We start from the raw sequence: 21,561 nt of genomic DNA, 5'->3' as shown, positions 1-21,561 counted from the left end.
CAGAAATCCTGAATTTCTCCACTCATTATTTCCCGGCAAAATCCGCCAGGTAAGAACACCTCGTTAATGCATCTTCATAAAACTGTGTATTACCATACTGAGCCTTTAACTGCGCATAGTATTTGTTTTCAGCAAACTTTAGCAAATACATGTCGGTTTTACGACTGTACTCATCATAGCTGCCGAAGTCGCCGTATTGCGGTTTTTGTAACTGCTTTTGGCTGCATTTAGCCATCATAAACAGGCATTTGGCTTTAAATTCGGCATTACTGCTGGCGTCCATAGCCTTTCTAAAATAAGATTCCGCGGTTGAAGCCGTATAATAATCCTTTTGAAAAGCTGTAGCATTTTTGGGTATATAATACCCATCTGCCCCGCTGCGCCAGTATTCCACCAGGTTCCAGGCATAGCCGTAGTAAGTTACATTATAATAACCCAAGGCCAGTTTATACAGGTGTTGGGCCGCATTCTTTGCATCTGTTTTTGCCAGCCCTTGCAAACGCTTCATTTCTTTAGCATATGCCAGTTTATTGGTGGTTACATTATCGCCGGGCAACCGTTCTTCCTGGTCATACAGCAGCTCTTTAAAAGGATCTTTCTCGATAACTTTATTCTGGCCCGGCACTTTTTGCAACCATTCAATGGCTTTATCATAATTATAATCCCGCAGGTAAGCAGTGCCCGCAAAATCGGCCACTATTTTTATTTTCAGCCGGTTATTCGTTACTAAAAACTGCTCGAAAGGAGTGAATTTTTTCGCCGCTAAGAAATGATATAATCCTTCGGCCTGCCTGCCGTTTAACTGGTCTCTTAAAAATTCGGTCGACTGATCATAATAATCAGGCATTAAAGACTCCGGTGACCCGATAGCCAATACCGCTTTATCTAACTGGCCCTGCGCTTTATAACGCTTGGACAAAATATCCACTAAAACGTTCCTGTAAAATTTATACCACTGGCTCTGCTCGCCATTGCCGTAATAGTAAACATTTTCCTCTCCTTTTTCCTTTTCGTTTTTAACCGCCTTGCTATATAACCATTTTAAGGAGGGTAAAATCTTTTCTTCAAAAGCTGCGTCAATCTTTTCCCGGGCGCTTATTTGTACCAACAGGTTGGTCAACATTAATTGATCCCGCAAACGATCGTTCAACTTCGCTGTCTTTAAAGGAGCGAGAAAGCTGTCGGCCTTATTATAATCCCTCAAAATATAAGCTCCATACGCTGCTGACAACTGCATCAATGCAGGGTCTTTTACTTTGGATTCCTTGCTCAAATTGCTAACAAATTCAATAAAAGCATTAAGTTCGGGCTTTTCCTTTCTTAACAGGCTGTCGGTTTCTTTGCCGCTGTATTGATAATAATAGCTGATACCCAATATACCGGTGTTATATTCTTTACCAATAAGCGGTGTTAAATAACGTTCTTCATACTTGTTGATTTCCCTTACCACCAGTGTGGGTATTAAATCTGAAGAGGGCTTTAACTGATATATCTGCTTCAAAAAAGCCAACCCGTTATCCGGGTTCTTTAATGCAAATAGCGAAAGCATATCCGCCTTTTCATCATTGTTCTTACAAAGAGCCAAATAGCTTTTGGGGTTATCCGTTTTAACTACCGACCAATCGAACCCATAATAATTAGAGATTTTTTTGGCCTGGCTCTGATGAAATGCTTTAGAAAAAAGATAGGCTGCCTCCTTGTTCTTTCCGGTGCGAAACAACGCACCCGCCTTGAGCGCCAGGCTCATGGACTGCAATACACTGGGCGTAGTATTACCACTTACCATTTCATCATAATACTTAATGGCATCGTTGCCCCGGTTATTATAATGCGCCAGCCTTACTACCTGGTAGGCATATTTTAGTTTAAACAGGTCTGATTTTGCGGCCGCATACAATTGCAAACCATTCTTCAGCAACCGGTCCATCACCAGGCTATCACGCTTCTCCGGCTCCCATTGGCTGATCTCTGTTACATGCGGCTCTACTTTTTTAGCGTAGAGGATATAGCCTAACGCCTCCAGGTTTTTGTTTTTCAGGAAATATTGAGACATGCCATTCCGGCTAATAGAATCGGGTAAGGTGGCGGGCGTCTTTTTTTCTATATGATAATACAGGGTATTAATGTCCTTTGCCGGGAATTTCATTACAAAGGCATCAGCATCTTTCTCCGAAACCGCCTTGCCCGTAAAGTCTACCCATTCTTTTGCCAATACTTCAGCAGCGCTTACCGGTTCTTCGTAATCAAACAAAAACTGCTCATTGGTATAAAAGAAGGGCTTATACTGTATTTGAGAGGCCGCATATTGATTAAAAAAACTGAGATAATAATCATAAGGGTCAATGCCTCCCCCACAGCCAATAATGTTTTGAGGGAAGGACACGAGCCCTGCGCTAATAACGCCGCAAACCGCTGTAAAAGTTTTCCAGGTCATGTAAATTGTATTTACTTAAAATTGTTGAATCGCAATGATACAAAGCTACGCGCAGATTTTTTGTTGTGAGCTTTTTGTTTAGCTGCATTACCATTTTGTTGAGGGATTCAACGTCGCTGTTTTCATATCGCAAAATATCCCCGGCTTTTAAAGCCCGGTCGCTAACCAGCGTGTCCCGAAGCAGTTTATACACCTGCGCTCCTTCTTTTCGAAAGGTTTGGAGCACTTCTGCCGGTACAGCAGACAATAATCCCGCGTAATGATGATCGCGAAACAATACATACCAGTCGAAAAGTGGTAAACCCACATCCAACGATAGCGGGTAGCTTTGTATAGAGGATTGATATTTACCAAACTCTTCGGGATCAATGATAGAATTAGCCGTTTGTTCCTTTTGCAGGTTACCCATATTATAGCACATCAGCAGCCCCCGGTCCACCGGAGGCACACCCGATGAAGTCGTATATTTTACCTGGTGCAGCCTGATGGTGGCAGATAAAACAGGAGCCTTTAACTGAGCTTTGATTTCCTTTAAAAAATAGAAATATTTATGGCGGGTTGAAGCCGTCCAGTCACAATCCATTTGAACTTCTGGCACTTTGTTTAACCGGTACAATGCAATATACTTTTGTATCAATGTGCCGGTGTTTTTTGCCAGTGTTTTTACACCAGCACTATCCAGTTTATAAAATACTTCATTAGTTATAAAAACGGTGGGAATAATTTTTTTGCTGCGCAGATAAGCCGTATCCCTGGCATATAGTTTAGCTACCGGAAGCGCCTGGCTGGTAGCCCCGTTCCAGGCTATATCGAAAAATTTGATATAGAGTGTTTGTATCTGAAGACTGTCTAACTTACTCTTTTCAAAGCTCCCGGGATTAAACTGGCTTTTCCAGTAATAAACGGCCGGTTCTATCTGACGGCTGTTTTGTTTGCAGGACAGCAATAACGCAAATACTATTAAAAACAAACACCACTTCATGGGGCGAATATACGCTACACCTTAATTGGCTACCCCCAACCCTCTGTAAATGGCGTCCTGGATACTGCCACGAACATTGTAGGAGCCCAGGCGTGGATTGTTGCGTGTAGGCGTAACGCGATTTGACAGGAACACATAAACGATATTGTATTTAGGATCTACCCATACGCAGGTACCCGTAAAACCGGTGTGCCCAAAGGTTTGGGAAGATGCTAAACTACTGGGATAGGTTTGTGCACTTCCTCGCGGACTCTTTTCGGGTTTATCAAAACCATAAGCCCTGCGACTGATCGAACTTTTGTATGCAGTAAATTCCTGTACCGTTTCCCATTTAAAATAACGGTGCCCGTTCAATTCTCCGCCATTCATTAACATCTGGTATAATTTTCCCAGGTCGTAGGCAGTAGAAAATAAACCGGCATGCCCGGCTACGCCACCGCCCAAAGCCGCGCCCTCATCGTGCACGGTACCCTGTATCAGCTGGTTGCGAAAACCGGTTTCTTTTTCTGACGGAACAATCTCGTATAATGGAAAACGCTCCAAAGGCCGGTAACCGGTGGTTTTCATGTAAAGAGGGATATAAAAACTGTCCTGTACATATTGCTCCAGGGGCTTCCCGGATACGGTTTCCACGATCTTACCCAAAAACCAGAAATCATTATCGCTGTACTCATACTTTCTGCCCTGGGGTACAACCGGGCTTTCAAGTATTCTTTTCCAGATGGTATCCTTCCAGTCGTTTCTCAGGTAAAGATTCCGGGCAACCTGGGTAGTGAAGCCCTCCTCAGGCGATGATTTGTATAATTCAGGACGGGGGTTTCCATCCGCATCGATCGTTTCTCTGTAAAAGCCAATAAACGGCACCATCCCGGCCTGGTGCAACAATATATTTTCTAACGTAAGATTAGCTTTTGTGGTCTTTTTGGTAAACGGCAGGTAATCACTTAATTTTTTTTTTAGATCGATCTTTCCTTGTTCTGCCATCTTCATGATGGAAACCGTAACCGCCGAAGTTTTGGTAACAGAAGCCAGGTCGAAAATACTGTTCAGCCGGGTTGCGTCCAGGCTATCATAGTCGAAGCTGCCAAAGGCTTTGTGGTAAACAATTTTTCCGTCTTTAGCGGCCAGAATAACACAACCGGGGTAGGCTTTTTTTTTAATACCATCAATAGCAATCGAGTCTACGGCAGCAAAGCGCTCATCACTGATGGGCTCCAGGTAGGTAAGATCGCCGGGTGATACCAGCTTGCCATCGCCTTGTTTAAAAGTACAAACACCTACCGGCAAAGTACCAGCCGCTACAAAATCGCCACGCAGCCAGTCAGCCGCTGTATTTTGAAAAACAACATCATCTTCATAACACACAGCCAGCGATTTTGCAGTGCAAAAGCTTGCAGCAGCCAGTGGGTTACCAAACACCAGCGTTATGGCATTGGTTTTATTGAGTGCATACCAGTTTTGTATGGCGCTTTGCGATATCCCGTAATTAGTCTTGCCCTTACGGGTAGCAATATCATGAAATCCGATCACCACATCGTCGTACTTCCCTTCTACTATTTTTTTAACCACAGTTCCGCCCTTACCAACAGCATCCGCGTAATTGATATAAAACACATCTGCATTATAATCTGCTTTTAAACGATCACCCAATGCTTTTCTGCTTCCATTACCAAAAGCAACATAAGCGACCTTACGATTCTTTTTTAAAGGCCAGCTAAAAAATTCATTCCTAAAAGTATTAGGGTTAGCCAGGCTCAGCAATGTTATCGCTTTTTCTGCCACTTTTTTCCTGATGGCATCTGTTTCAGCATTAAGGTCGTTCAGCAAATTACCCAGTGCTACCGGCTCATTGGTTACACCGAGGTTATATTTGGCCAGCAATACTTTTTTTACTTTTTGTTCCAGGTCCTGCCAGGTCAGTCTTTTTTGTTTGATGGCATCCTTTACGGCCTTAATTGTTCCCTCAACACTTTCGGGTAAACAAAGCATATCATTGCCGGCTATCAATGCCTCCGCAGCAATGGTACCACCAGGAAAGTACTTCGCTACGCCCTTCATTTCCAGGGCATCGGTAAACGTAAGTCCGCCAAAACCCAGCTCTTTTCTCAATAAGCCATTCACTGCATTTTTGGAAATAGAAGTAGCCCTGTTTTTCCCGTTATCAATAGAAGGCACCGAAAGATGACCCACCATAACGCTCTGCACACCAGCTTTGATCATCTCGCGGAAAGGATATAACTCAAGCTCTTCGAGCTGTGCCCGGGTTTTATTAATTACCGGCAGATCGAGGTGAGAGTCTACATCCACATCACCATGACCCGGAAAATGTTTGGCAGTGGCCATAATGCCTGCGTCCTGCATTCCTTTCATAAAAGCGATGCCATTTCGGGCTACACGGTATTTATCTTCCCCGAAAGAACGGAACCCGATTACGGGGTTATTGGGGTTATTATTAATATCTACCACCGGTGCATAGTCTACATGAACACCCAGGCGCTTGTGCTGTGCGCCAATAGCTTTACCTGTCTGGTAAACCAGAGAGGCATCAGTAACCGCTCCCAATGTCATGGCATATGGGTATTTGGTAACGCTATCCAGGCGCATACCCAAACCATATTCACCATCAATCGTAATTAATATAGGCGTTTTAGCAATTCCCTGGTAATAATTGGTCAGCTGAGCCTGTCTTACAGGCCCGCCCTGGAAAAAGCAAATAGACCCAACATTAAATCTTTTGATATCATTTACCACATTGGCTTCTATGCCCTTATTAGAATAGGCTCGTATAATCACCAGCTGTGCAATCTTTTCATCATCACTCAGCGTTTTATAAGTTTGATCCACCCACTGCTGAGCCGGGGTAGATTGCGCTTTTGCTGACAAAGACGACATTATAGCTATAGCGGCAACGATTAACCTTCGATTTTTCATTGATGAGTTATTTTCAGAATAAATACGGTTCTTACAAACGTACACGAAATTTTTTTATTCATAAACCTGCCCCCGTCCGTACCGGAACGGGCGGGCGTCCGGCAGGCGGGTTACACAAAGGATGAATGAAAAATTTTATGAGCGTTCCTCCTGACAAAAGATAATAATAAATGTTAAGAGAAATAAAACGGCTTATTTCGAAAATGCATGCCAGATGATCATTGCTCCCGGCTATTATATTAAACTTCTTTTATTTTTTTTAATATTACTACTTTGCAGCCTAATCAAAGCCCGCTATGAGATCTGTATTAAAAGTAGAAAGCACAAAAGATTTTAGAAAAGTACATATTGCTTTTTGGGTATTTTGGCTGGCATTTTCAGCAGTATTGAATTTTAGCGTCAAGGAATATTTTACTCCCGGCTTATTTGTATTGAGAAATCTTCTGGTGAACATCTGCCCGTTTTACAGCGTTTATGTGGCGTTAAAATTGTCGAAACAAGGAGATAGGGTAAATTACTGGCTTCGCATTGTATTGTTGTTGTCGGGTATGGCTTTAAGCTTTGGAGCCCATTGGCTCTATTTCACGGAACTGGCATCCGGTACGCCGGAAATGTCACAAATCAACCTTACAGTGAAAATGTTGGTTGCCTCTTTCGCTGCCAACTATCTATACTTTTTTCTGTTTGGCCTGATGTTTTACTTTTTTGAAGACCTGGTTCAAAAACGGGAAGAGGCTAAGCTGGCCGAAAACAAAATACACGCAGCAGAAACAGCCTTTTTAAGAGCGCAGATCAACCCACATTTCCTGCTCAATACACTTAACTTTTTTTATGCCAGCGCTGCTTTGGGCAAAAGCAGGGAACTTGCTGCGGGCATATTGAAGCTTTCAGATATTATGCGCTTTGCTTTAACAGAAAGCAGCGACAAACTGGTTTTGCTTAGAGATGAGATGCGCTTTATCCAGGCGTATATTGAACTCAACCAGATGCGGTTCGAAAATAAATTATCCATTGAGTATGTGGCTCCCGCAGACGATAAAGTGGGAACTATCAAAGTGGTACCTCTGGTTTTGATCACTTTAGTTGAAAATGCCTTCAAACATGGCGAGTTGCATGAGCCCGAACATCCGGTAAAAATAGCCTTAGAACTTAACCGTGCGGAACAATGTTTAAAATTCTACGTAAAAAACAAAAAAACATCAGGACCCAAAGAGAGAGGCCATGGAATTGGCCTTGAAAATACCATTTCACGCTTACAAAATGAATATGGCAATAACTACCGGCTGTCATTTAATGATGCCGGGAACCATTATGCAGCTGAATTAGTGATTCAGGAAATAAAAATGTAACGATGCAGGTTTTATATCGTCCATGAACCACCGCTCTTTAACCATTGCAGATTTAGGAGGCCATTAACCATCGATTATTGTACCTTTACACGCTTAAAAATTTTGTGAAGCGTGCCTGATAAAATAGTTTTATTACCCGACAATATTGCTAACCAGATCGCTGCCGGCGAGGTGATTCAGCGCCCTGCCAGTGCGGTAAAAGAGCTGTTAGAAAACGCGGTGGATGCGGGTGCTACCGAAATCAAATTGATTATTGTTGATGCCGGGAAAACGCTTCTGCAGGTGGTGGATAATGGCAGCGGCATGAGCGAAACGGATGCCCGTATGTGTTTTGAGCGCCACGCAACCTCCAAAATAAAAAGTATTGAAGACCTGTTCCATATTAAAACCATGGGGTTCAGAGGTGAGGCCCTGGCCTCCATTGCTGCGGTGGCCCAGGTAGAGCTAAAATCGAAGCGGGCAGAAGATGATGCCGGTACTTTGCTGGAAATCGAGAACAGTACCGTGATGCGACAGGAACCGGTAGCAGTGCCCAATGGCACCAGCATTGCCATGAAAAACCTGTTTTTCAATATTCCCGCCCGGCGCAATTTTTTAAAAAGCAATGCTGCAGAAATGCGCCATATAGTGGATGAATTTACGCGGGTTGCCATGTCTTTCCCGCATATTTTATTTACACTCACCTCTAACGGGCAACAGCTGTTTCATCTTGAAATAGGCACTTTGAAGCAAAGGGTTGTACAGCTTTTAGGTAACCATTACAACGCCAAAATGGTAACCGTAAAGGATGACACCGACTACCTGAATATTTATGGTTTCACCGGTAAACCCGAAACTGCCAAAAAAACGCGGGGTGATCAGTACTTTTTTGTAAATAACCGGTTCATCAAAAGCGCTTACCTCAATCATGCGGTAATGAATGCCTACCAGGAAATGATCCCTTCGGATAGTTTCCCGATGTATGTGCTGTTTATCGAAATAGACCCTGAACAGGTGGATGTGAATGTGCACCCTACCAAGCAGGAAATAAAGTTTGAGGACGAAAAGATCGTTTATGCCTTTGTACAGGCAGCAGTAAAACACGCCCTGGCGCAGTTCAGCATTACGCCTACACTGGATTTCAACCTGGACGCATCGATCCAGAACCTGTCTTCAGTATCCAAACCCTTCACGTCGGACCAGCAGGAAACAGCTGCTGCTTCTCCCATTTATAAAGGATTTACCCAACAGCACCAGGCACATTTTATAGAGCGCCCCTCTTCTTCAGAACTCAAACATTGGAAAGAGTTTTACGAACCGGTAAAAAAAGAGGAAGCTTTATTCGAGTATGAAAAAACGACGCCACAGATATTTTCATCACCGAAAAGCAAATCTGGCTTTATAGTAGATGAACATACCGACCTGGCACAGGTGCTAAACACCTATATCCTGTATCCCACAGAAAACAGCTTTTTGCTGATCAACCAGCAGGCGGCCCACGAAAGAGTACTCTACCAGCAAATGTCGGGAGCTGTAGAAGGGAGTCCGATTGCTACTCAAAGCAGTATGTTTCCGCCTACATTGGAAATGTCGCCTTCCGACGCAGTTATATTAAACGAACTGTTGCCCTATTTTAAGATCCTGGGCTTTTTGATTGAGCCCTTCGGAAATAATACATTTGTGATACAGGGTACGCCTGCCGACCTGGAAACAGGTAATGAAAAGCAGATTGTAGACTTCACTATTGAGCAATACAAACACTTTAATACAGAAATTAAGATATCTAACCGCGAAAAACTGGTTCGATCACTGGCCAGGCAAAGAGCCATCAAAACCGGTACGCGGTTGACGGAAAGAGAAATGAGGCAGCTGCTAACAGACCTGTTTGAATGCACACCTTTTAACATTGCACCGGATGGCAATCCAACCTACCTGGAGTTTAAACAAGAGCAGATTGAGCGGATGTTTGGAAAGTGATTTGTAAATATCTTCTGAATGCTCTATATTTATTAGCCGGGAAATATTCAATGCAATCGCTGATTTTGTATTCTATTTAATTCAAAAACAGGTTTTAATTGCAGGTTTTCCTAATTATATTAAAATATAACTGCTAATAATGATATCGATTTGGTAAAATCAATATATTAGCGGCGATAACATAAGAATTAATAATGCAGTACGAGATAAAGCAACACGATAAATTCAGCTACATAGAAGAGGGCGAAGGAGAACCGCTCGTGTTGTTGCATGGCCTGTTTGGAGCGCTGAGTAACTTTAAACCGCTGATCGACCACTTTAAACAATATAATAAAGTGGTGGTCCCCATGTTGCCTTTACTGGATATGGACATCTTACATACCAGCGTAAGCGGCCTGGCCAAATATGTACATCGTTTTATTGAAGCAAGAGATTATAATCATATTCACCTTTTAGGTAACTCACTGGGTGGCCATGTTGGATTGGTATATCTGTTGAAAAATGAAAGTGACCGCGTTAAAACAGTTACCTTAACCGGTAGCTCAGGGCTTTTTGAAAGCGCTATGGGCGATAGTTATCCTAAACGCGGCGACAGGGAGTATATCCGTAAAAAAACGGAATATACTTTTTATGATCCGGCTATGGCAACCGACGAATTGGTAGAAGAAGTATTTTCGATCACCAACAACCGTTTGAAAGTCATCAAGATTATAGCCCTGGCAAAAAGCGCTATCCGGAATAACCTGGAAAAAGAATTACAGCAAATTAAAATTCCCGCATTGCTGATTTGGGGAAAGAATGACAATATTACGCCACCATTTGTAGCAGAAGAATTTCACAAACTGCTGCCCAATAGTGAATTGTACTTTATTGATAAATGTGGTCATGCTCCTATGATGGAAGTTCCCGAAGAGTTCAACGAAATTTTATTTAATTTCTTAAAAAAACATTCCTCCATTGCAACAGAAGCCTGAAAATGGGAGTCTTAGTATAAACGAGGCAAAATGTTAGTTACCAATTTACCCTTTGAAAACCTTCCTCAGATCAAATTATCTGACAAGGTTTATTCTGTGTTACGGCTCATGTACCAATACCAGGTGCAGGAACTGGCTGTGACCGAAGGGGATGAGTTCATTGGCATCATTAAAGAAGAAACTTTGTTGAACACTGATGAGAGCCTGGCAATAAAAGAAATACAACACTACCTGTTGAAAGTGTCGGTTAATACAGGCGACCATTTGCTAAAAGCCGTTTCTCTGGCTGTAGCATCTCATTTAAGTATTTTACCGGTTGTAGACAATACCGGCAAACTGACCGGAACGATAGAAACCAGCCATTTGCTGCAGGATATAGCAGATTTTCTGCAAATAAATGAACCCGGCGCGTTGGTGGTGCTGGAAGTAGATCCTCAGCAATACTCCTTCTCTGAAATTTGCAGGCTGGTTGAAAGCAACGACGCTCAAATCACGCAGTTGAATACCTCAAGAGATCCGGAGACAGGTAAGATGCTCATTACCCTGAAAATAAACAAGCTGGAAATTTCAGATATTGTTGCCACTTTTCAACGGTATGAGTATCATGTTAAGCATTACTTTGGTGAAGAATTATACACCAATGAGCTTAAGAGCAACTATGAAAACCTGATGAGCTACCTTAATGTCTAGTACGCCGCCTAAATACAACCCGAACCCTTTGTGATGCAAGCATGCCTTGGTTAAAAAAATATGTATTGTGGCTACTTCTTCTGCTAGGCAATAGCCTGGCTGCAATCGCACAGATAGACAGCGCCACTTTAAAGGTAGACTCCACGAAAAAATCTCCCTCGCCTGTTGCACCTGGTGATTACTGGCCCGATTCAATTCCTGTTCCGCCGGAAGAAAGCACATTCATAATACGGCATATATATATTGAAGGCAATAAAATAACCCGCAGGGCGATTATGCTAAGGGAATTGCCCTTTAAAGAAGAAGATATTGTTAAAATAAAAGATTTACCAGATCTTTTTTCGCGCGGGAAAACACAACTACTCAATCTCTCGCTTTTTCTTATCAAAGATTTCAGTATCGGGGTTGTTACTGTGGAGGGGCCTTATCTGGATGTTAAAATAAAAGTAAAGGAAAGATGGTATTTATTGCCATTACCCCATTTAAAACCGGTAGACCGCAATCTGAATGAGTGGTTGTTTAAAAGAGGAGCCAGTGTTTCGCGCGTTGATTATGGCGTTAAGCTTATGTATGATAATGCAAGTGGCAATAATGACAAGTTGAGATTTTACTTTGTTACCGGCTATACCAAACAACTTCTATTAAGTTACAACCGCCCCTATATTGACAAAAGCATGAAATGGGGTCTCAACATGAGCCTTGCGCTGGGTAAAACTCATGAAATAAACCACATCACCCTCAATAACCGGCAGGAATTTCATAACGAACGTGATGATTATCCTAAAAACTTTTTCGAAGGAACCGCTGAGTTTTCCTACAGGCCTGCCTTCTTTACACGCCATTATTTTGGTTTAGGGTACAATACGCTAAGGGTATCAGATTCAGTCATTATCAAGAATCCCAACTTCATGAACCATGGCGCGTCCAGTGTTAAATATCCGCGGATCTACTATAAAATGGTTTACCAGAACCTGGATTATATTCCCTATCCTACACAGGGCTATGCAGGTGAGGTAATGATCTCCAAAGATGGCTTTAACAGCAAAATGAATGTTTGGCAGCTGAGCGCCAAGGGACAGGGCAGCTGGCACATTAATGATAAAATGTTTTACAGCGTTTCTGCACTGGGCTCGGTAAAACTACCATTTAAGCAACCCTATATCAATTCGCAGTTGCTGGGATACGGAGACATGACCTTACGGGGGTATGAAAATTATGTGATCGATGGTGTTGCAGGCGTTATTTTAAACGCAACCCTTTCCAAACAATTAGCCAATTTCAGTATCAATCTGCCCATACTTAAGAAGTATACATCTACATTGATCCCCCTGAAGATTTATGGTAAAGTATACGGCAATACCGGCTATGTACATAATCCGCAACGTTGGGGCAATAGCCTGCCCAACCGCATGCTTTACGGCGGAGGTTTTGGCCTTGATATTTTTACAGACTACGATTTTACGCTGAAGCTGGAGTTCTCCTTTAACCAGTTAGGAGAAAACGGTCTATATTTACACAAGAAGACATTATACTAAGCAACATGAAGGTAGCCGTATACAGCCGTGGAATTGATGCAGAATCTTATGCAGACGTAAAAACCTTTTTTGAGGAGTTAAAAAACTACCGGCTCAAATACGTGGTTTACGGACCGCTTTTTAACAGCCTGAGGCCTCATTTAAACCTCTCTGATCATACACCCGTATTTAACAGCGCCGAGGAATTAGATAAGGATGTGGAATTCATAATTGGATTGGGGGGAGATGGTACTTTATTAGATACTATAACGCTGATCAAAGACAAGCCCATTTCCATTATGGGCATCAACTTTGGCAGGCTGGGATTTTTATCGAGTATTGGCCGTGAGAATCTAACCCTTGCTATCAAGGCATTGGCATTAAGAACGTATATCAGCGAAAAACGCTCGCTGGTTCATGTAGATGCAGATATGCCTTTATTTGGCGACATGCCCTTTGGTCTCAACGAATTTGCGATCCATAAAAGGGATACCGCTTCGATGCTAAAGATCCATACTTTCATTAACGGCGAACTTTTAAATACTTACTGGGCCGACGGGCTGATTGTTTCCACCCCTACAGGATCAACCGGCTACTCCTTAAGCTGTGGCGGTCCGATTGTTTTCCCCGATTCAGAAAACTTTACCATTACGCCGGTGGCGCCACATCACCTCAATGTAAGATCTCTGGTAGTGAATGATAACAGCATCATTTCATTTGAAATAGAAAGCCGCTCCGATGAGATCATTTGCGCCCTCGACTCCCGAAAAGAGATCATTTCCAAAAACGTATCCCTGGCGGTACGCAAGGAAAAATTCTCTATTAACCTCTTGCGATTAAGCGAAAATAACTTCCTCCATACCATTCAAACCAAATTGATCTGGGGACTGGACAGGAGGAATAATTAAAACGGGATTTTTTGAAATCACTGACGGCGTATCCTGTACCAATTATAAAGAGGATTCACTATTTACCTTTTGCTACTATCTTAATGTGGAATTCGATGGAATCAGCCATGATTTGATCTGCCAAAAGATCATAGAACTTTCCTGATTTGTACAACACATTCCACCGGGTCCGATCAATAACCAGCTTGCTATTGGCTTTAACAATACCGTCCTTCACTTCCACCCTGGCCGGGAAAGTAACTGTATTGGTGACTCCTTTAATAGTCAGGTTTCCTGTAATTTTTACATCCCTGCCCATTCCAGGCGCTGCCCTGGTAATTTCGATTGAAGAAACAGGGAACCGCTTAACATCAAAAAAATCAGGATGCTTCAGGTGGTCAACCAATCCGTTATTACGTCCATGGTTTTCATCTTCGATTGTATTCATATCAACTTCAGCGCGTCCTCCATTCAGTTGACCATCCCGGATCATCAGCGCTCCTTTTGATATATAGATAAATCCTGTGTGGCTATTTGCGCCACCCAGCATTGACCCCTTCCATGTCACCACGCTCTCGCTTGTATCTATAGTGTATTCCTGCCCCGTAAATACAGGGTTCAGTATAGTATGTTTATTCTCCTCTTTTACAGGTCCCCTGCAACCCAAAACCCAGGGAGTAATCATTAAAACCAGGCCGGCTATTGATCGCATCTTGTTCATATAACAGAAATTATATTGATGAATAATAGTGTACAATTACCAGATCTGCTTAAGGCTCTTTTTTTATTTTTCATGTCTTATAAAATTGATTTCGACGAAATTAACTTCCTGTTTTTCTGCTTCTGAATCAGGATTGTAAATAAAAATGTAACCTTTGTAAATAAATTGTAAATGCTATGTTATATAGCCGAAACCTCCTTCCCCGGAAACGCAAGTACCTGTTTGGATCGATATTCGTTTCATTGATCGCTGTAATCTGTCTGGCTTTTACAATGGCCGGCAGCAACAATTTTGATATAGCCAGAAGAGAAGTTCTGTTGCGCCGGGTCGGACATGAAATACTTTTACAGTCGGGCGATAGTGTGTCGAGAGTGCTCCCGGTGCAAAAGATCGGAGCGAACAAATACCGGATCAGTTTTGAGAATGCTTTTACTTTCCAACCAGAGTCCCTCGTAAATACTACCCGGCAATTGCTGGCCAAAGATCCGCTTGCCGGCGACTATATTGTTACCATTCTGAACGCTGGCAATGCTAGCGTAGCTTATGGATTTGCTATATCCTCCGATAAAAAAGACGAGGTGATAGCATGTGCAGGAAGAAAGCAACCAACTGCGCGTTATATGATGGACATCCAATATAAACCAACCAACATAGATACCGTTAAGAAAGTATCCATTTTAGGCGGACTGCCGGTTTTAGCCTTTGTTGGCTTTATTTTTCTGAGATCTGTGAAGCGGAGAAAAGTATTACCCGGCAGTAAGGATGCGGATACCATATCATTAGGTTCGGTGTTATTCGATGCGAAGAACCGGAGCCTTATCATTAATGAAAGCACCATTGATCTGACCGGAACAGAAACCCGGCTAATGTCCATTTTCGCCTTATCTCCTAATGAAATCATTGAAAGAAGCCGGCTGCAGAAGGAAATATGGGAAGACGAAGGAGTCATCGTGGGGCGTAGCCTGGATATGTTTATATCTAAGCTTAGAAAAAAACTGGAATCCGACGCCCGTATTAAAATTGCTGTTATACGTGGCAAAGGATATAAACTGGAGATTAATTCTTAAAAGATTTTTCCTCAATAAAAGCAAAACACCGGCATTGCTTGCCGGTGTCATCAATATATTTTTCGTGCTTACGGGCGCGGTGGTAACGGTGGGCGCGGTGGCAGTGGCGGACGTGGAGGCAATGGAGGACGATGCTTTGCTACACTGTAATGCCTTCTTGCAGGCGCTTTACGATACCGGCTGTGCTTTGCATAATAATGCTTTGACTTCCGGGGATGTTTAACATACTTCTTTTTAACCACATGTCCCCGGTAGTGAGGTGGCTTGTGCGGATGCGGTGGCCTTGGGGGTAGCCGCTGTGAAAAGGCATCGCTATTAATTAATGTAAACAAAACCACGGATAAGATTACAAGGATCTTCTTCATAAAATTGATTTTTGATTCAACAATCTTCTAATTTTCAAATGCTGTGCCATGCGCATGGTCCATTTGTTAATTATTTGACTTTGTACAGCAACAAGTAGTTGCATCAAGCTCCCGATTTTACTTTTTTATAGTAATTTAAAAAGTTTCATGCAACAAAAAACCCCTGCAATGCAAGGGCTTCTAAATTTTATTTACTCCTCTTCTGCTGATTCTTTCTTTTTCTTTTTGAAAGGATTAGGAGGTTTTCGGGGACCATCCTCATCTTTTTTTTCTTCTTTCACATTGGTTGATTTTTCACCTTCGTCTTCTGTATTCTTTTTCTTTTTGAAGGGATTGGGGGGTGGGGGTGGTTTTCTCGGACCCTCAGATCTTGCTTCCGATTTATCGCCACTGTCTTCTTTCGCTTTAGCTTTTCCAGTGCTACTACCCTCTCTGGCTTCTTTTTTTGCTACCTGCTTTTCATGCTCTTTCTTCCAGAAATCTGCCTGGGAGCGGCCAAACCTGCGCATGTCCTCTTTTCTCCTTTCATCGCGCTCTTCAGCAGTTTCTTTTTTATCTGAAGACGTTTTCGACTTTTCTGATTTGTCGTCGCTCTCTGTTTTTTTTGCAGACTTGGTAGTGCTGCTTTGCGCATAGGGTTGCAGCCCCAGTGCCAGAACTACTCCAATTAATAAAAAAAATTTTTTCATCCGAATAGTTTTTAGGTTTTGATAGGATAAAATCAACTCTAAAATTAAAAATTATTTCGCTTTTTACCACGCTATCCCAAGAATTAGGGATTACCCTCTTGTTCAAAAATCTCCAGCTGTGGAGAATTGATCTTAAAACTCTTACGATGATGAATGGTTAACCCGTGACAGTCAATGGCAAGCCGGTGTTCCAGGGTGCCATATCCCTTATTGGAGAACCAATTGTAATGCGGAAAGCTTTCGTGCAAATTGCGCATATACTGGTCCCTGTAAGTTTTAGCTAAAATACTGGCAGCGGCAATATGTGCATACTTGCCATCGCCTTTGATAATACACTGGTGTGGCAGCTTTCTGTAAGGTATAAAGTAATTACCGTCTACCGATACAAATTCGGGCGTAACAGACAGATTGTCCAGGGCCAGGTGCATCGCTTTTTGGGACGCTTTCAGAATATTAATAGTATCGATCTCTTCCACATCCACACTGGCCACACTAAATGCCAAAGCCTGTTTTTCAATGTAGTCTCTTAAAACCTCCCGGTCAACGGCTTTTACCTGCTTGCTATCATTGAGCAATGGATGATAAAAGCCCGCAGGCAAAATAACCGCAGCAGCAAAAACAGGCCCGGCATAACAACCCCGCCCCGCCTCATCGCAGCCTGCGTCCGCCAATTCGGGTCTTAAACAGTTTTCCAGTCTTACTAATTCTTCCATTATAAACCACCTTTACTGGTCAGCAATTTAAAACAGTTGGGCTGTACTTCCACATGAATTTTTTTCTCTGCCTCAACCGGTTCTCCATCAATATGCATGGGCGCTTCACCATAATTACTGATGCGTATCTCACTTGTCTGAAAATAGATAACGCTTTTATTTTCGTTAATGTTCTCTTTTTTCTGCAAGCCGTTCAAGCCTCCCACCTGCATAAAGGTATTATATAACAGTGTGAGCTTCGATTGGTCCGTAACAATCACTACATCTACCTTCCCATCGGCAAGGCTGGCTTTAGGAGCTATCGTAAAGTTGTTGCCAAACTGGTTGCTGTTGGCAATGCTGATAAAATAGGCATCGGTAGTAAAAGTTCTATTATTCAGCTTTATCTTGAAAGAATAAGGTGTGGCTGTAAAAAAATTGCTGAACACTTTTTTTACATAAGTTGCCAATCCCCGCTGGTTCGCTTTGGCAAAATCGTGTGCCACCTGGCCATCGAAACCAATGCCACAAAGCATACAGGCAAACCGGTTATTGACCCTGAAACCATCCACCCACTGGGAATGATTGTTAAATATTACCTCAAGCGCTTTCTTTATGGTTTTAGGAATACCGGCCCCAAAAGCCAGCCCGTTTCCCGAACCACAGGGCACGATTCCGAATTGCACCGGCATCTGCATCAGACTGTCAACCACCTGGCTTACCGTACCATCCCCGCCTGCAATTACAATGTCCGTTATCTTTTCTGTCAGGATCGTTTCTTCGAGGAAGGCGTAATCTCCATTGGCCACCGATGGAAAAAACTGGAAGGGTATACCCGATTTCAGGGTTTCTGCAGCAATTGTATTTTGAACGCCATCTTTTGAGCTGGTTCCCGAAACTGGGTTGACGATGTAGATGATTTTACGCCGCATATGCAAATGTATTTGTAATAGGTCTTATGTTGAAATGCTTGCTCCGTTTTTGACAAAAAGCCCTGAGTATTTAACAAAGGGTTTAATTAATAGCGTTTTAGTGTTTATCTTTATATTCTACAAAAATCGGGAGCTCAAATGAATTTTATATTAAAAGTGCTGATTACGGGTCTCATTGCTTACCTTTTACAGAATATTCTAAGCGGCGTACATTTCGCAGACATGAAAACCGCAGCACTCTTCGCTTTAGTATTAGCATTGCTGAATGCCATTGTTAAACCCATTCTTGTAATTTTAACCATACCCGTTACAGTTTTTACTTTGGGACTATTTTTATTAGTCATCAATGCATTTATGGTTTTACTTGCAGAAAGTTTTTTTCAAGGTGCAAGAGTGGACGGATTTTGGTGGGCTTTGGCTTTCAGTATCTTATTATCACTCGGATCATCTATACTCTATTCGCTGGTAGGCGGTAAGAAAGAATAGTTATTGCTTCGTGTCAATAAAAAAGGATTTTTTTTGGATTTTTTGTAAAAAGCTTCTAATTTAGATCCCTAATCAAAACATTAATCAAAAGTCCTGATGTTTCTACATCAGGGCTTTTTTTTGGTATTCTTTCCGCAGTTTTTACAAACTCCCTTTGCCACTACTTCCAGCTCAGCCGATTGATACCCTTCAGGCAGATCTACTTTTGGTGTTACTACGCTGTCCAGGCAAAAGGTATTGTTACAAACATTACAAACAAAATGCACGTGGTGATCGTGGTGGTGGCCTTCGCCGCAATCGTCTTTGCAAAGCGCATATTTGATCGAATTATCAGAGGTGGGGATGGTGTGGATCAGACCCTTTTCTACAAAAGCCTGCAGGGTTCTGTAAATGGTTACCCGGTCAAAATGCTCGCCCGCGTTCTTCTCAATATCGGCATGGGCCAGGGCTCCGCCACTATTTAAGAAAAGTTGCAAAATCTTTTGCCGGCCAGCGGTCACACTTAGTTTGTTTGCCTTCAGTATATTTTCTATTGACCTCATTCCGCTTACAAGTTTTTGAGCTCTTTTTCAATGTCTTTCATCAAACCATTTATTTCCCTCTTTTCCAATCCGTCATAAACAGCCATTACCTCCCCTTTACGGTTTACCAGTGCCCAAAACTGGCTATGTAAAAAATCATCCTCAATATTAGCCAGGTTATTTTTAGGATCGTCGATAGAATAGCTGAAACGAGCCATTTTGTACAGGCTATCTTTTCTACCCGTAAGAAATATCCATTTCCGGGTATCTACTTTCAAAGAGTCGGCATACACTTTCAACCGTGCTGCCGAGTCTGTTTGAGGGTCGCAGGTATAAGATAAAATACGAAAATCAGGTTCATTTTTAAACTTTTCATACACCTGTTTCATATTATCGTTCATCATCGGGCAAATTCCGGGACAGGTGGTGAAGAAAAATTCAGCCACATACACCTTTCCATCCACATCCTTATTGGTAACCGCCCTGCCATCCTGGTTGGTGAACTGGAACCGGGCAACCTTGCTGATGGGTTCCAGCTTCCTGTCGTTATAACCCGGTATAAACCAGGAAACAATACCATAAAACACCACAGACAGGGCTACAAAGAAAACGATATAATAAATGGTCTTTTTACGCACGGCGACTTCTTTTAAAAAGAAACAAAATTACTTCATAGTTGTTGAAGCATGGCAAACAAATGTAAAACGCAGAGCGGGATCAACCCAGACTGCCTTGTTTGCATGTGGAAAGCGATATTTAGTGCTGCTGCCCGGATTCGCTCGGCCATTAATAAATTGACAAATTTGTACTGAAGTCGTTATTTTTGAAGCTTAATACTTTTAAAAAAGTAATATGGAAAAAGAAGCGTTGAAACAACAGGTGAAGGAGCAAATTGTTAAGTTTTTGAACCTTAACACCGTGAACCCGGCAGATATTAAGGACGATGAGGCATTGTTTGGAGAAGGACTAGGGCTAGACTCTATCGATTCGATTGAACTGATTGTTATGCTTTCCCGCGAATATGGCATCAATATCCAGGATCCTAAAGAAGGCAGAAAAATATTGACCAGTGTAAATACGATGGTGGATTACATAGAACAGCATCGTACTAAATAAAAAAATTCCCTCGTGAGCCGAATAGTAGTAACCGGAATTGGTATTATTACTGCCATTGGCACAACAGCTGATGAAAATCGTGATTCTCTTGTACATGCAAAAACCGGTATTGGAAAAGCCCGGTTTTTTAATAGCAGGTACACAGCACATTTACCGTTTGGAGAGATCAACCAGGCAACAGAACAGCTGGCCGAAAGGTTAGGTATTGAAAATAATACAGCCACCAGGACAGATCTTTTGGCATTGCACGCTGCAAAGCAGGCTATCACTGATGCGAACCTGTCAAAAGAAGATTTGTCTGGTAGTGATACCGCTCTTATTGGAGGCAGTACCGTTGGTGGCATGTGCCTTACGGATGAAATGTATGCAGATGCCAATGCTACCGGTATCAGCAATTCCCCTTATCTCACCTCCTACTCCAATAGCGCTAATACCAGTTTTTTACAACTTTATTTTAATATAGGGGGCCTTATTAATACATTCAATACGGCCTGCTCGTCATCGGCCAATGCTATTATGTATGGCGCCCGGTTGTTAAAAAACGGGGTGGCAAAAAGGGTGATCGCCGGGGGCGTAGACAGCTTGTCCAAGTACACTGTAAACGGCTTTAACGCTTTGATGATTTTATCCGGTGAGCCCTGCAAACCCTTTGATAGGGAACGAAAGGGGCTGAACCTGGGCGAGGGAGCCGCTTTTCTCATACTGGAAAGAGAAGAAGATGCTTCCGGCAAAAAAATTTATGCAGAAGTAAAGGGTTATGGCAACAGCAATGATGCTTTTCACCCATCCTCCACTTCTGCCGAAGGAGAAGGCCCCTACTTAAGTATGAAGAGAGCCCTCGACATCGCAGGTTTATCGCCGGCAGCTATTGATTTTATCAACGCACATGGCACTGCTACGGAAAATAATGACGAAACAGAGAGCGCTGCCATGCTTCGCTTATTTGATCAGGCCCCGGCCTTTGCCAGTACCAAATCCTATACAGGTCATACCCTGGGTGCGGCAGGTGCGGTTGAAGCGGTGTACAGTATTTTAAGCCTGCAACATCAGGAAGTGTATTCGTCCCTGCATTTTAAAGATGCTATCGACAGTACCGGCCTTAAGCCCGTAACTCAATATGAAAAGCGGGACTTAAACCATGTAATGTCTAACTCATTCGGTTTCGGAGGCAACTGCACTTCGCTTATTTTTTCAAAAATGTAATGCTGCAGGTGATCACCTATTGCCGGTTCATCGTCACTTCTGTCAAATTAAA

20 protein-coding genes are annotated in these 21,561 nt (G+C 42.5%); 11 read left to right on the top strand and 9 right to left on the bottom strand.

Annotated features, from left to right (window positions below; translation table 11 throughout):
- Positions 1 to 25 precede the first annotated feature (25 nt).
- The 3 genes from U0035_RS13980 to U0035_RS13970 are packed head-to-tail and all read right to left on the bottom strand — an operon-like array spanning position 26 to position 6,347.
- The gene (locus U0035_RS13980) at positions 26 to 2,434 is read right to left on the bottom strand and encodes a hypothetical protein (protein ID WP_114790386.1); all 2,409 of its coding nucleotides are present in this window, start codon (positions 2,432 to 2,434) and stop codon (positions 26 to 28) included.
- A complete protein-coding gene (locus U0035_RS13975; RefSeq protein ID WP_162817814.1) occupies positions 2,394 to 3,416 on the bottom strand; it encodes a hypothetical protein in 1,023 nt (340 codons plus the stop codon). The genes U0035_RS13980 and U0035_RS13975 overlap by 41 nt, the downstream gene beginning before the upstream one ends.
- Before the next feature lie 21 nt (positions 3,417 to 3,437).
- Positions 3,438 to 6,347, bottom strand: a complete 2,910-nt coding sequence (locus U0035_RS13970; protein ID WP_114790384.1) for a serine hydrolase domain-containing protein — start codon at positions 6,345 to 6,347, stop codon at positions 3,438 to 3,440.
- Positions 6,348 to 6,643: 296 nt separating this feature from the next.
- Here U0035_RS13970 and U0035_RS13965 point away from each other — a divergent pair, with 296 nt between their 5' ends.
- The 6 genes from U0035_RS13965 (at position 6,644) to U0035_RS13940 (ending at position 13,738) form a co-directional block, all read left to right on the top strand.
- Positions 6,644 to 7,696, top strand: a complete 1,053-nt coding sequence (locus tag U0035_RS13965) for a sensor histidine kinase (protein WP_114790383.1) — start codon at positions 6,644 to 6,646, stop codon at positions 7,694 to 7,696.
- Positions 7,697 to 7,807: 111 nt separating this feature from the next.
- The gene (mutL, locus tag U0035_RS13960) at positions 7,808 to 9,652 is read left to right on the top strand and encodes a DNA mismatch repair endonuclease MutL (RefSeq protein ID WP_114790382.1); all 1,845 of its coding nucleotides are present in this window, start codon (positions 7,808 to 7,810) and stop codon (positions 9,650 to 9,652) included.
- A gap of 194 nt (positions 9,653 to 9,846) precedes the next feature.
- Positions 9,847 to 10,626, top strand: a complete 780-nt coding sequence (locus U0035_RS13955) for an alpha/beta fold hydrolase (protein WP_114790381.1) — start codon at positions 9,847 to 9,849, stop codon at positions 10,624 to 10,626.
- Positions 10,627 to 10,656: 30 nt separating this feature from the next.
- The gene (locus U0035_RS13950) at positions 10,657 to 11,316 is read left to right on the top strand and encodes a CBS domain-containing protein (protein WP_114790380.1); all 660 of its coding nucleotides are present in this window, start codon (positions 10,657 to 10,659) and stop codon (positions 11,314 to 11,316) included.
- Between the two features lie 65 nt (positions 11,317 to 11,381).
- Positions 11,382 to 12,851, top strand: coding sequence for a BamA/TamA family outer membrane protein (locus tag U0035_RS13945; RefSeq protein ID WP_245957686.1), 1,470 nt, complete (start codon positions 11,382 to 11,384; stop codon positions 12,849 to 12,851).
- 5 nt (positions 12,852 to 12,856) lie between these two features.
- Complete coding sequence (locus U0035_RS13940; RefSeq protein ID WP_114790378.1) at positions 12,857 to 13,738, top strand: NAD kinase; 882 nt, start codon at positions 12,857 to 12,859, stop codon at positions 13,736 to 13,738.
- A gap of 58 nt (positions 13,739 to 13,796) precedes the next feature.
- On the opposite strand, the gene U0035_RS13935 is transcribed toward U0035_RS13940, so the two are convergent.
- Entirely contained in the window at positions 13,797 to 14,438 is a 642-nt protein-coding gene (locus U0035_RS13935) for a YceI family protein (RefSeq protein WP_114790377.1), read from the bottom strand.
- A 176-nt stretch (positions 14,439 to 14,614) separates the two neighbouring features.
- Here U0035_RS13935 and U0035_RS13930 point away from each other — a divergent pair, with 176 nt between their 5' ends.
- Positions 14,615 to 15,505, top strand: a complete 891-nt coding sequence (locus tag U0035_RS13930; protein WP_114790376.1) for a winged helix-turn-helix domain-containing protein — start codon at positions 14,615 to 14,617, stop codon at positions 15,503 to 15,505.
- Complete coding sequence (locus U0035_RS13925; RefSeq protein ID WP_114790375.1) at positions 15,471 to 15,728, top strand: hypothetical protein; 258 nt, start codon at positions 15,471 to 15,473, stop codon at positions 15,726 to 15,728. The genes U0035_RS13930 and U0035_RS13925 overlap by 35 nt, the downstream gene beginning before the upstream one ends.
- Positions 15,729 to 16,061: 333 nt before the next feature.
- On the opposite strand, the gene U0035_RS13920 is transcribed toward U0035_RS13925, so the two are convergent.
- From U0035_RS13920 to U0035_RS13910, 3 genes are all read right to left on the bottom strand, one after another.
- Positions 16,062 to 16,559 carry a hypothetical protein gene (locus U0035_RS13920; protein WP_114790374.1) on the bottom strand — a complete coding sequence of 166 codons (498 nt, stop codon included), beginning with the start codon at positions 16,557 to 16,559 and terminating at the stop codon, positions 16,062 to 16,064.
- Between the two features lie 83 nt (positions 16,560 to 16,642).
- Positions 16,643 to 17,272, bottom strand: a complete 630-nt coding sequence (gene rnhB / locus U0035_RS13915; protein ID WP_114790373.1) for a ribonuclease HII — start codon at positions 17,270 to 17,272, stop codon at positions 16,643 to 16,645.
- Entirely contained in the window at positions 17,272 to 18,183 is a 912-nt protein-coding gene (locus U0035_RS13910) for a diacylglycerol/lipid kinase family protein (protein WP_114790372.1), read from the bottom strand. Before U0035_RS13910 ends, rnhB begins: the two co-directional genes overlap by 1 nt.
- Before the next feature lie 138 nt (positions 18,184 to 18,321).
- On the opposite strand from U0035_RS13910, the gene U0035_RS13905 reads away from it, so the two are divergent.
- A complete protein-coding gene (locus U0035_RS13905; RefSeq protein ID WP_114790371.1) occupies positions 18,322 to 18,669 on the top strand; it encodes a phage holin family protein in 348 nt (115 codons plus the stop codon).
- A 107-nt stretch (positions 18,670 to 18,776) separates the two neighbouring features.
- Here U0035_RS13905 and U0035_RS13900 read toward each other — a convergent pair whose 3' ends face one another.
- Complete coding sequence (locus U0035_RS13900; protein WP_114790370.1) at positions 18,777 to 19,211, bottom strand: Fur family transcriptional regulator; 435 nt, start codon at positions 19,209 to 19,211, stop codon at positions 18,777 to 18,779.
- A gap of 5 nt (positions 19,212 to 19,216) precedes the next feature.
- On the bottom strand, positions 19,217 to 19,828 hold the full coding sequence (locus U0035_RS13895) for an SCO family protein (RefSeq protein ID WP_114790369.1): 612 nt from the start codon (positions 19,826 to 19,828) through the stop codon (positions 19,217 to 19,219).
- A 214-nt stretch (positions 19,829 to 20,042) separates the two neighbouring features.
- On the opposite strand from U0035_RS13895, the gene U0035_RS13890 reads away from it, so the two are divergent.
- A complete protein-coding gene (locus U0035_RS13890) occupies positions 20,043 to 20,306 on the top strand; it encodes a phosphopantetheine-binding protein (protein ID WP_114790368.1) in 264 nt (87 codons plus the stop codon).
- Positions 20,307 to 20,318: 12 nt separating this feature from the next.
- A complete protein-coding gene (locus U0035_RS13885) occupies positions 20,319 to 21,509 on the top strand; it encodes a beta-ketoacyl-[acyl-carrier-protein] synthase family protein (RefSeq protein ID WP_114790367.1) in 1,191 nt (396 codons plus the stop codon).
- The last annotated feature ends 52 nt before the right edge of the window (positions 21,510 to 21,561 follow it).

The sequence above is a fragment of the Niabella yanshanensis genome, assembly GCF_034424215.1.
GTDB classification, from domain to species: Bacteria; Bacteroidota; Bacteroidia; order Chitinophagales; family Chitinophagaceae; genus Niabella; species Niabella yanshanensis.
This window is presented reverse-complemented; position numbering and strand designations above follow the sequence as displayed.

Excerpts from the sequence above, each read along its gene's own strand:
- U0035_RS13980 (WP_114790386.1), bottom strand. The coding sequence starts at position 2,434 with ATGACCTGGAAAACTTTTACAGCGGTTTGCGGCGTTATTAGCGCAGGG.
- U0035_RS13975 (WP_162817814.1), bottom strand. The coding sequence starts at position 3,416 with ATGAAGTGGTGTTTGTTTTTAATAGTATTTGCGTTATTGCTGTCCTGC.
- U0035_RS13970 (WP_114790384.1), bottom strand. The coding sequence starts at position 6,347 with ATGAAAAATCGAAGGTTAATCGTTGCCGCTATAGCTATAATGTCGTCT.
- U0035_RS13965 (WP_114790383.1), top strand. The coding sequence starts at position 6,644 with ATGAGATCTGTATTAAAAGTAGAAAGCACAAAAGATTTTAGAAAAGTA.
- U0035_RS13955 (WP_114790381.1), top strand. The coding sequence starts at position 9,847 with ATGCAGTACGAGATAAAGCAACACGATAAATTCAGCTACATAGAAGAG.
- U0035_RS13950 (WP_114790380.1), top strand. The coding sequence starts at position 10,657 with ATGTTAGTTACCAATTTACCCTTTGAAAACCTTCCTCAGATCAAATTA.
- U0035_RS13940 (WP_114790378.1), top strand. The coding sequence starts at position 12,857 with ATGAAGGTAGCCGTATACAGCCGTGGAATTGATGCAGAATCTTATGCA.
- U0035_RS13935 (WP_114790377.1), bottom strand. The coding sequence starts at position 14,438 with ATGAACAAGATGCGATCAATAGCCGGCCTGGTTTTAATGATTACTCCC.
- U0035_RS13930 (WP_114790376.1), top strand. The coding sequence starts at position 14,615 with ATGTTATATAGCCGAAACCTCCTTCCCCGGAAACGCAAGTACCTGTTT.
- U0035_RS13920 (WP_114790374.1), bottom strand. The coding sequence starts at position 16,559 with ATGAAAAAATTTTTTTTATTAATTGGAGTAGTTCTGGCACTGGGGCTG.
- rnhB (WP_114790373.1), bottom strand. The coding sequence starts at position 17,272 with ATGGAAGAATTAGTAAGACTGGAAAACTGTTTAAGACCCGAATTGGCG.
- U0035_RS13910 (WP_114790372.1), bottom strand. The coding sequence starts at position 18,183 with ATGCGGCGTAAAATCATCTACATCGTCAACCCAGTTTCGGGAACCAGC.
- U0035_RS13905 (WP_114790371.1), top strand. The coding sequence starts at position 18,322 with ATGAATTTTATATTAAAAGTGCTGATTACGGGTCTCATTGCTTACCTT.
- U0035_RS13900 (WP_114790370.1), bottom strand. The coding sequence starts at position 19,211 with ATGAGGTCAATAGAAAATATACTGAAGGCAAACAAACTAAGTGTGACC.
- U0035_RS13890 (WP_114790368.1), top strand. The coding sequence starts at position 20,043 with ATGGAAAAAGAAGCGTTGAAACAACAGGTGAAGGAGCAAATTGTTAAG.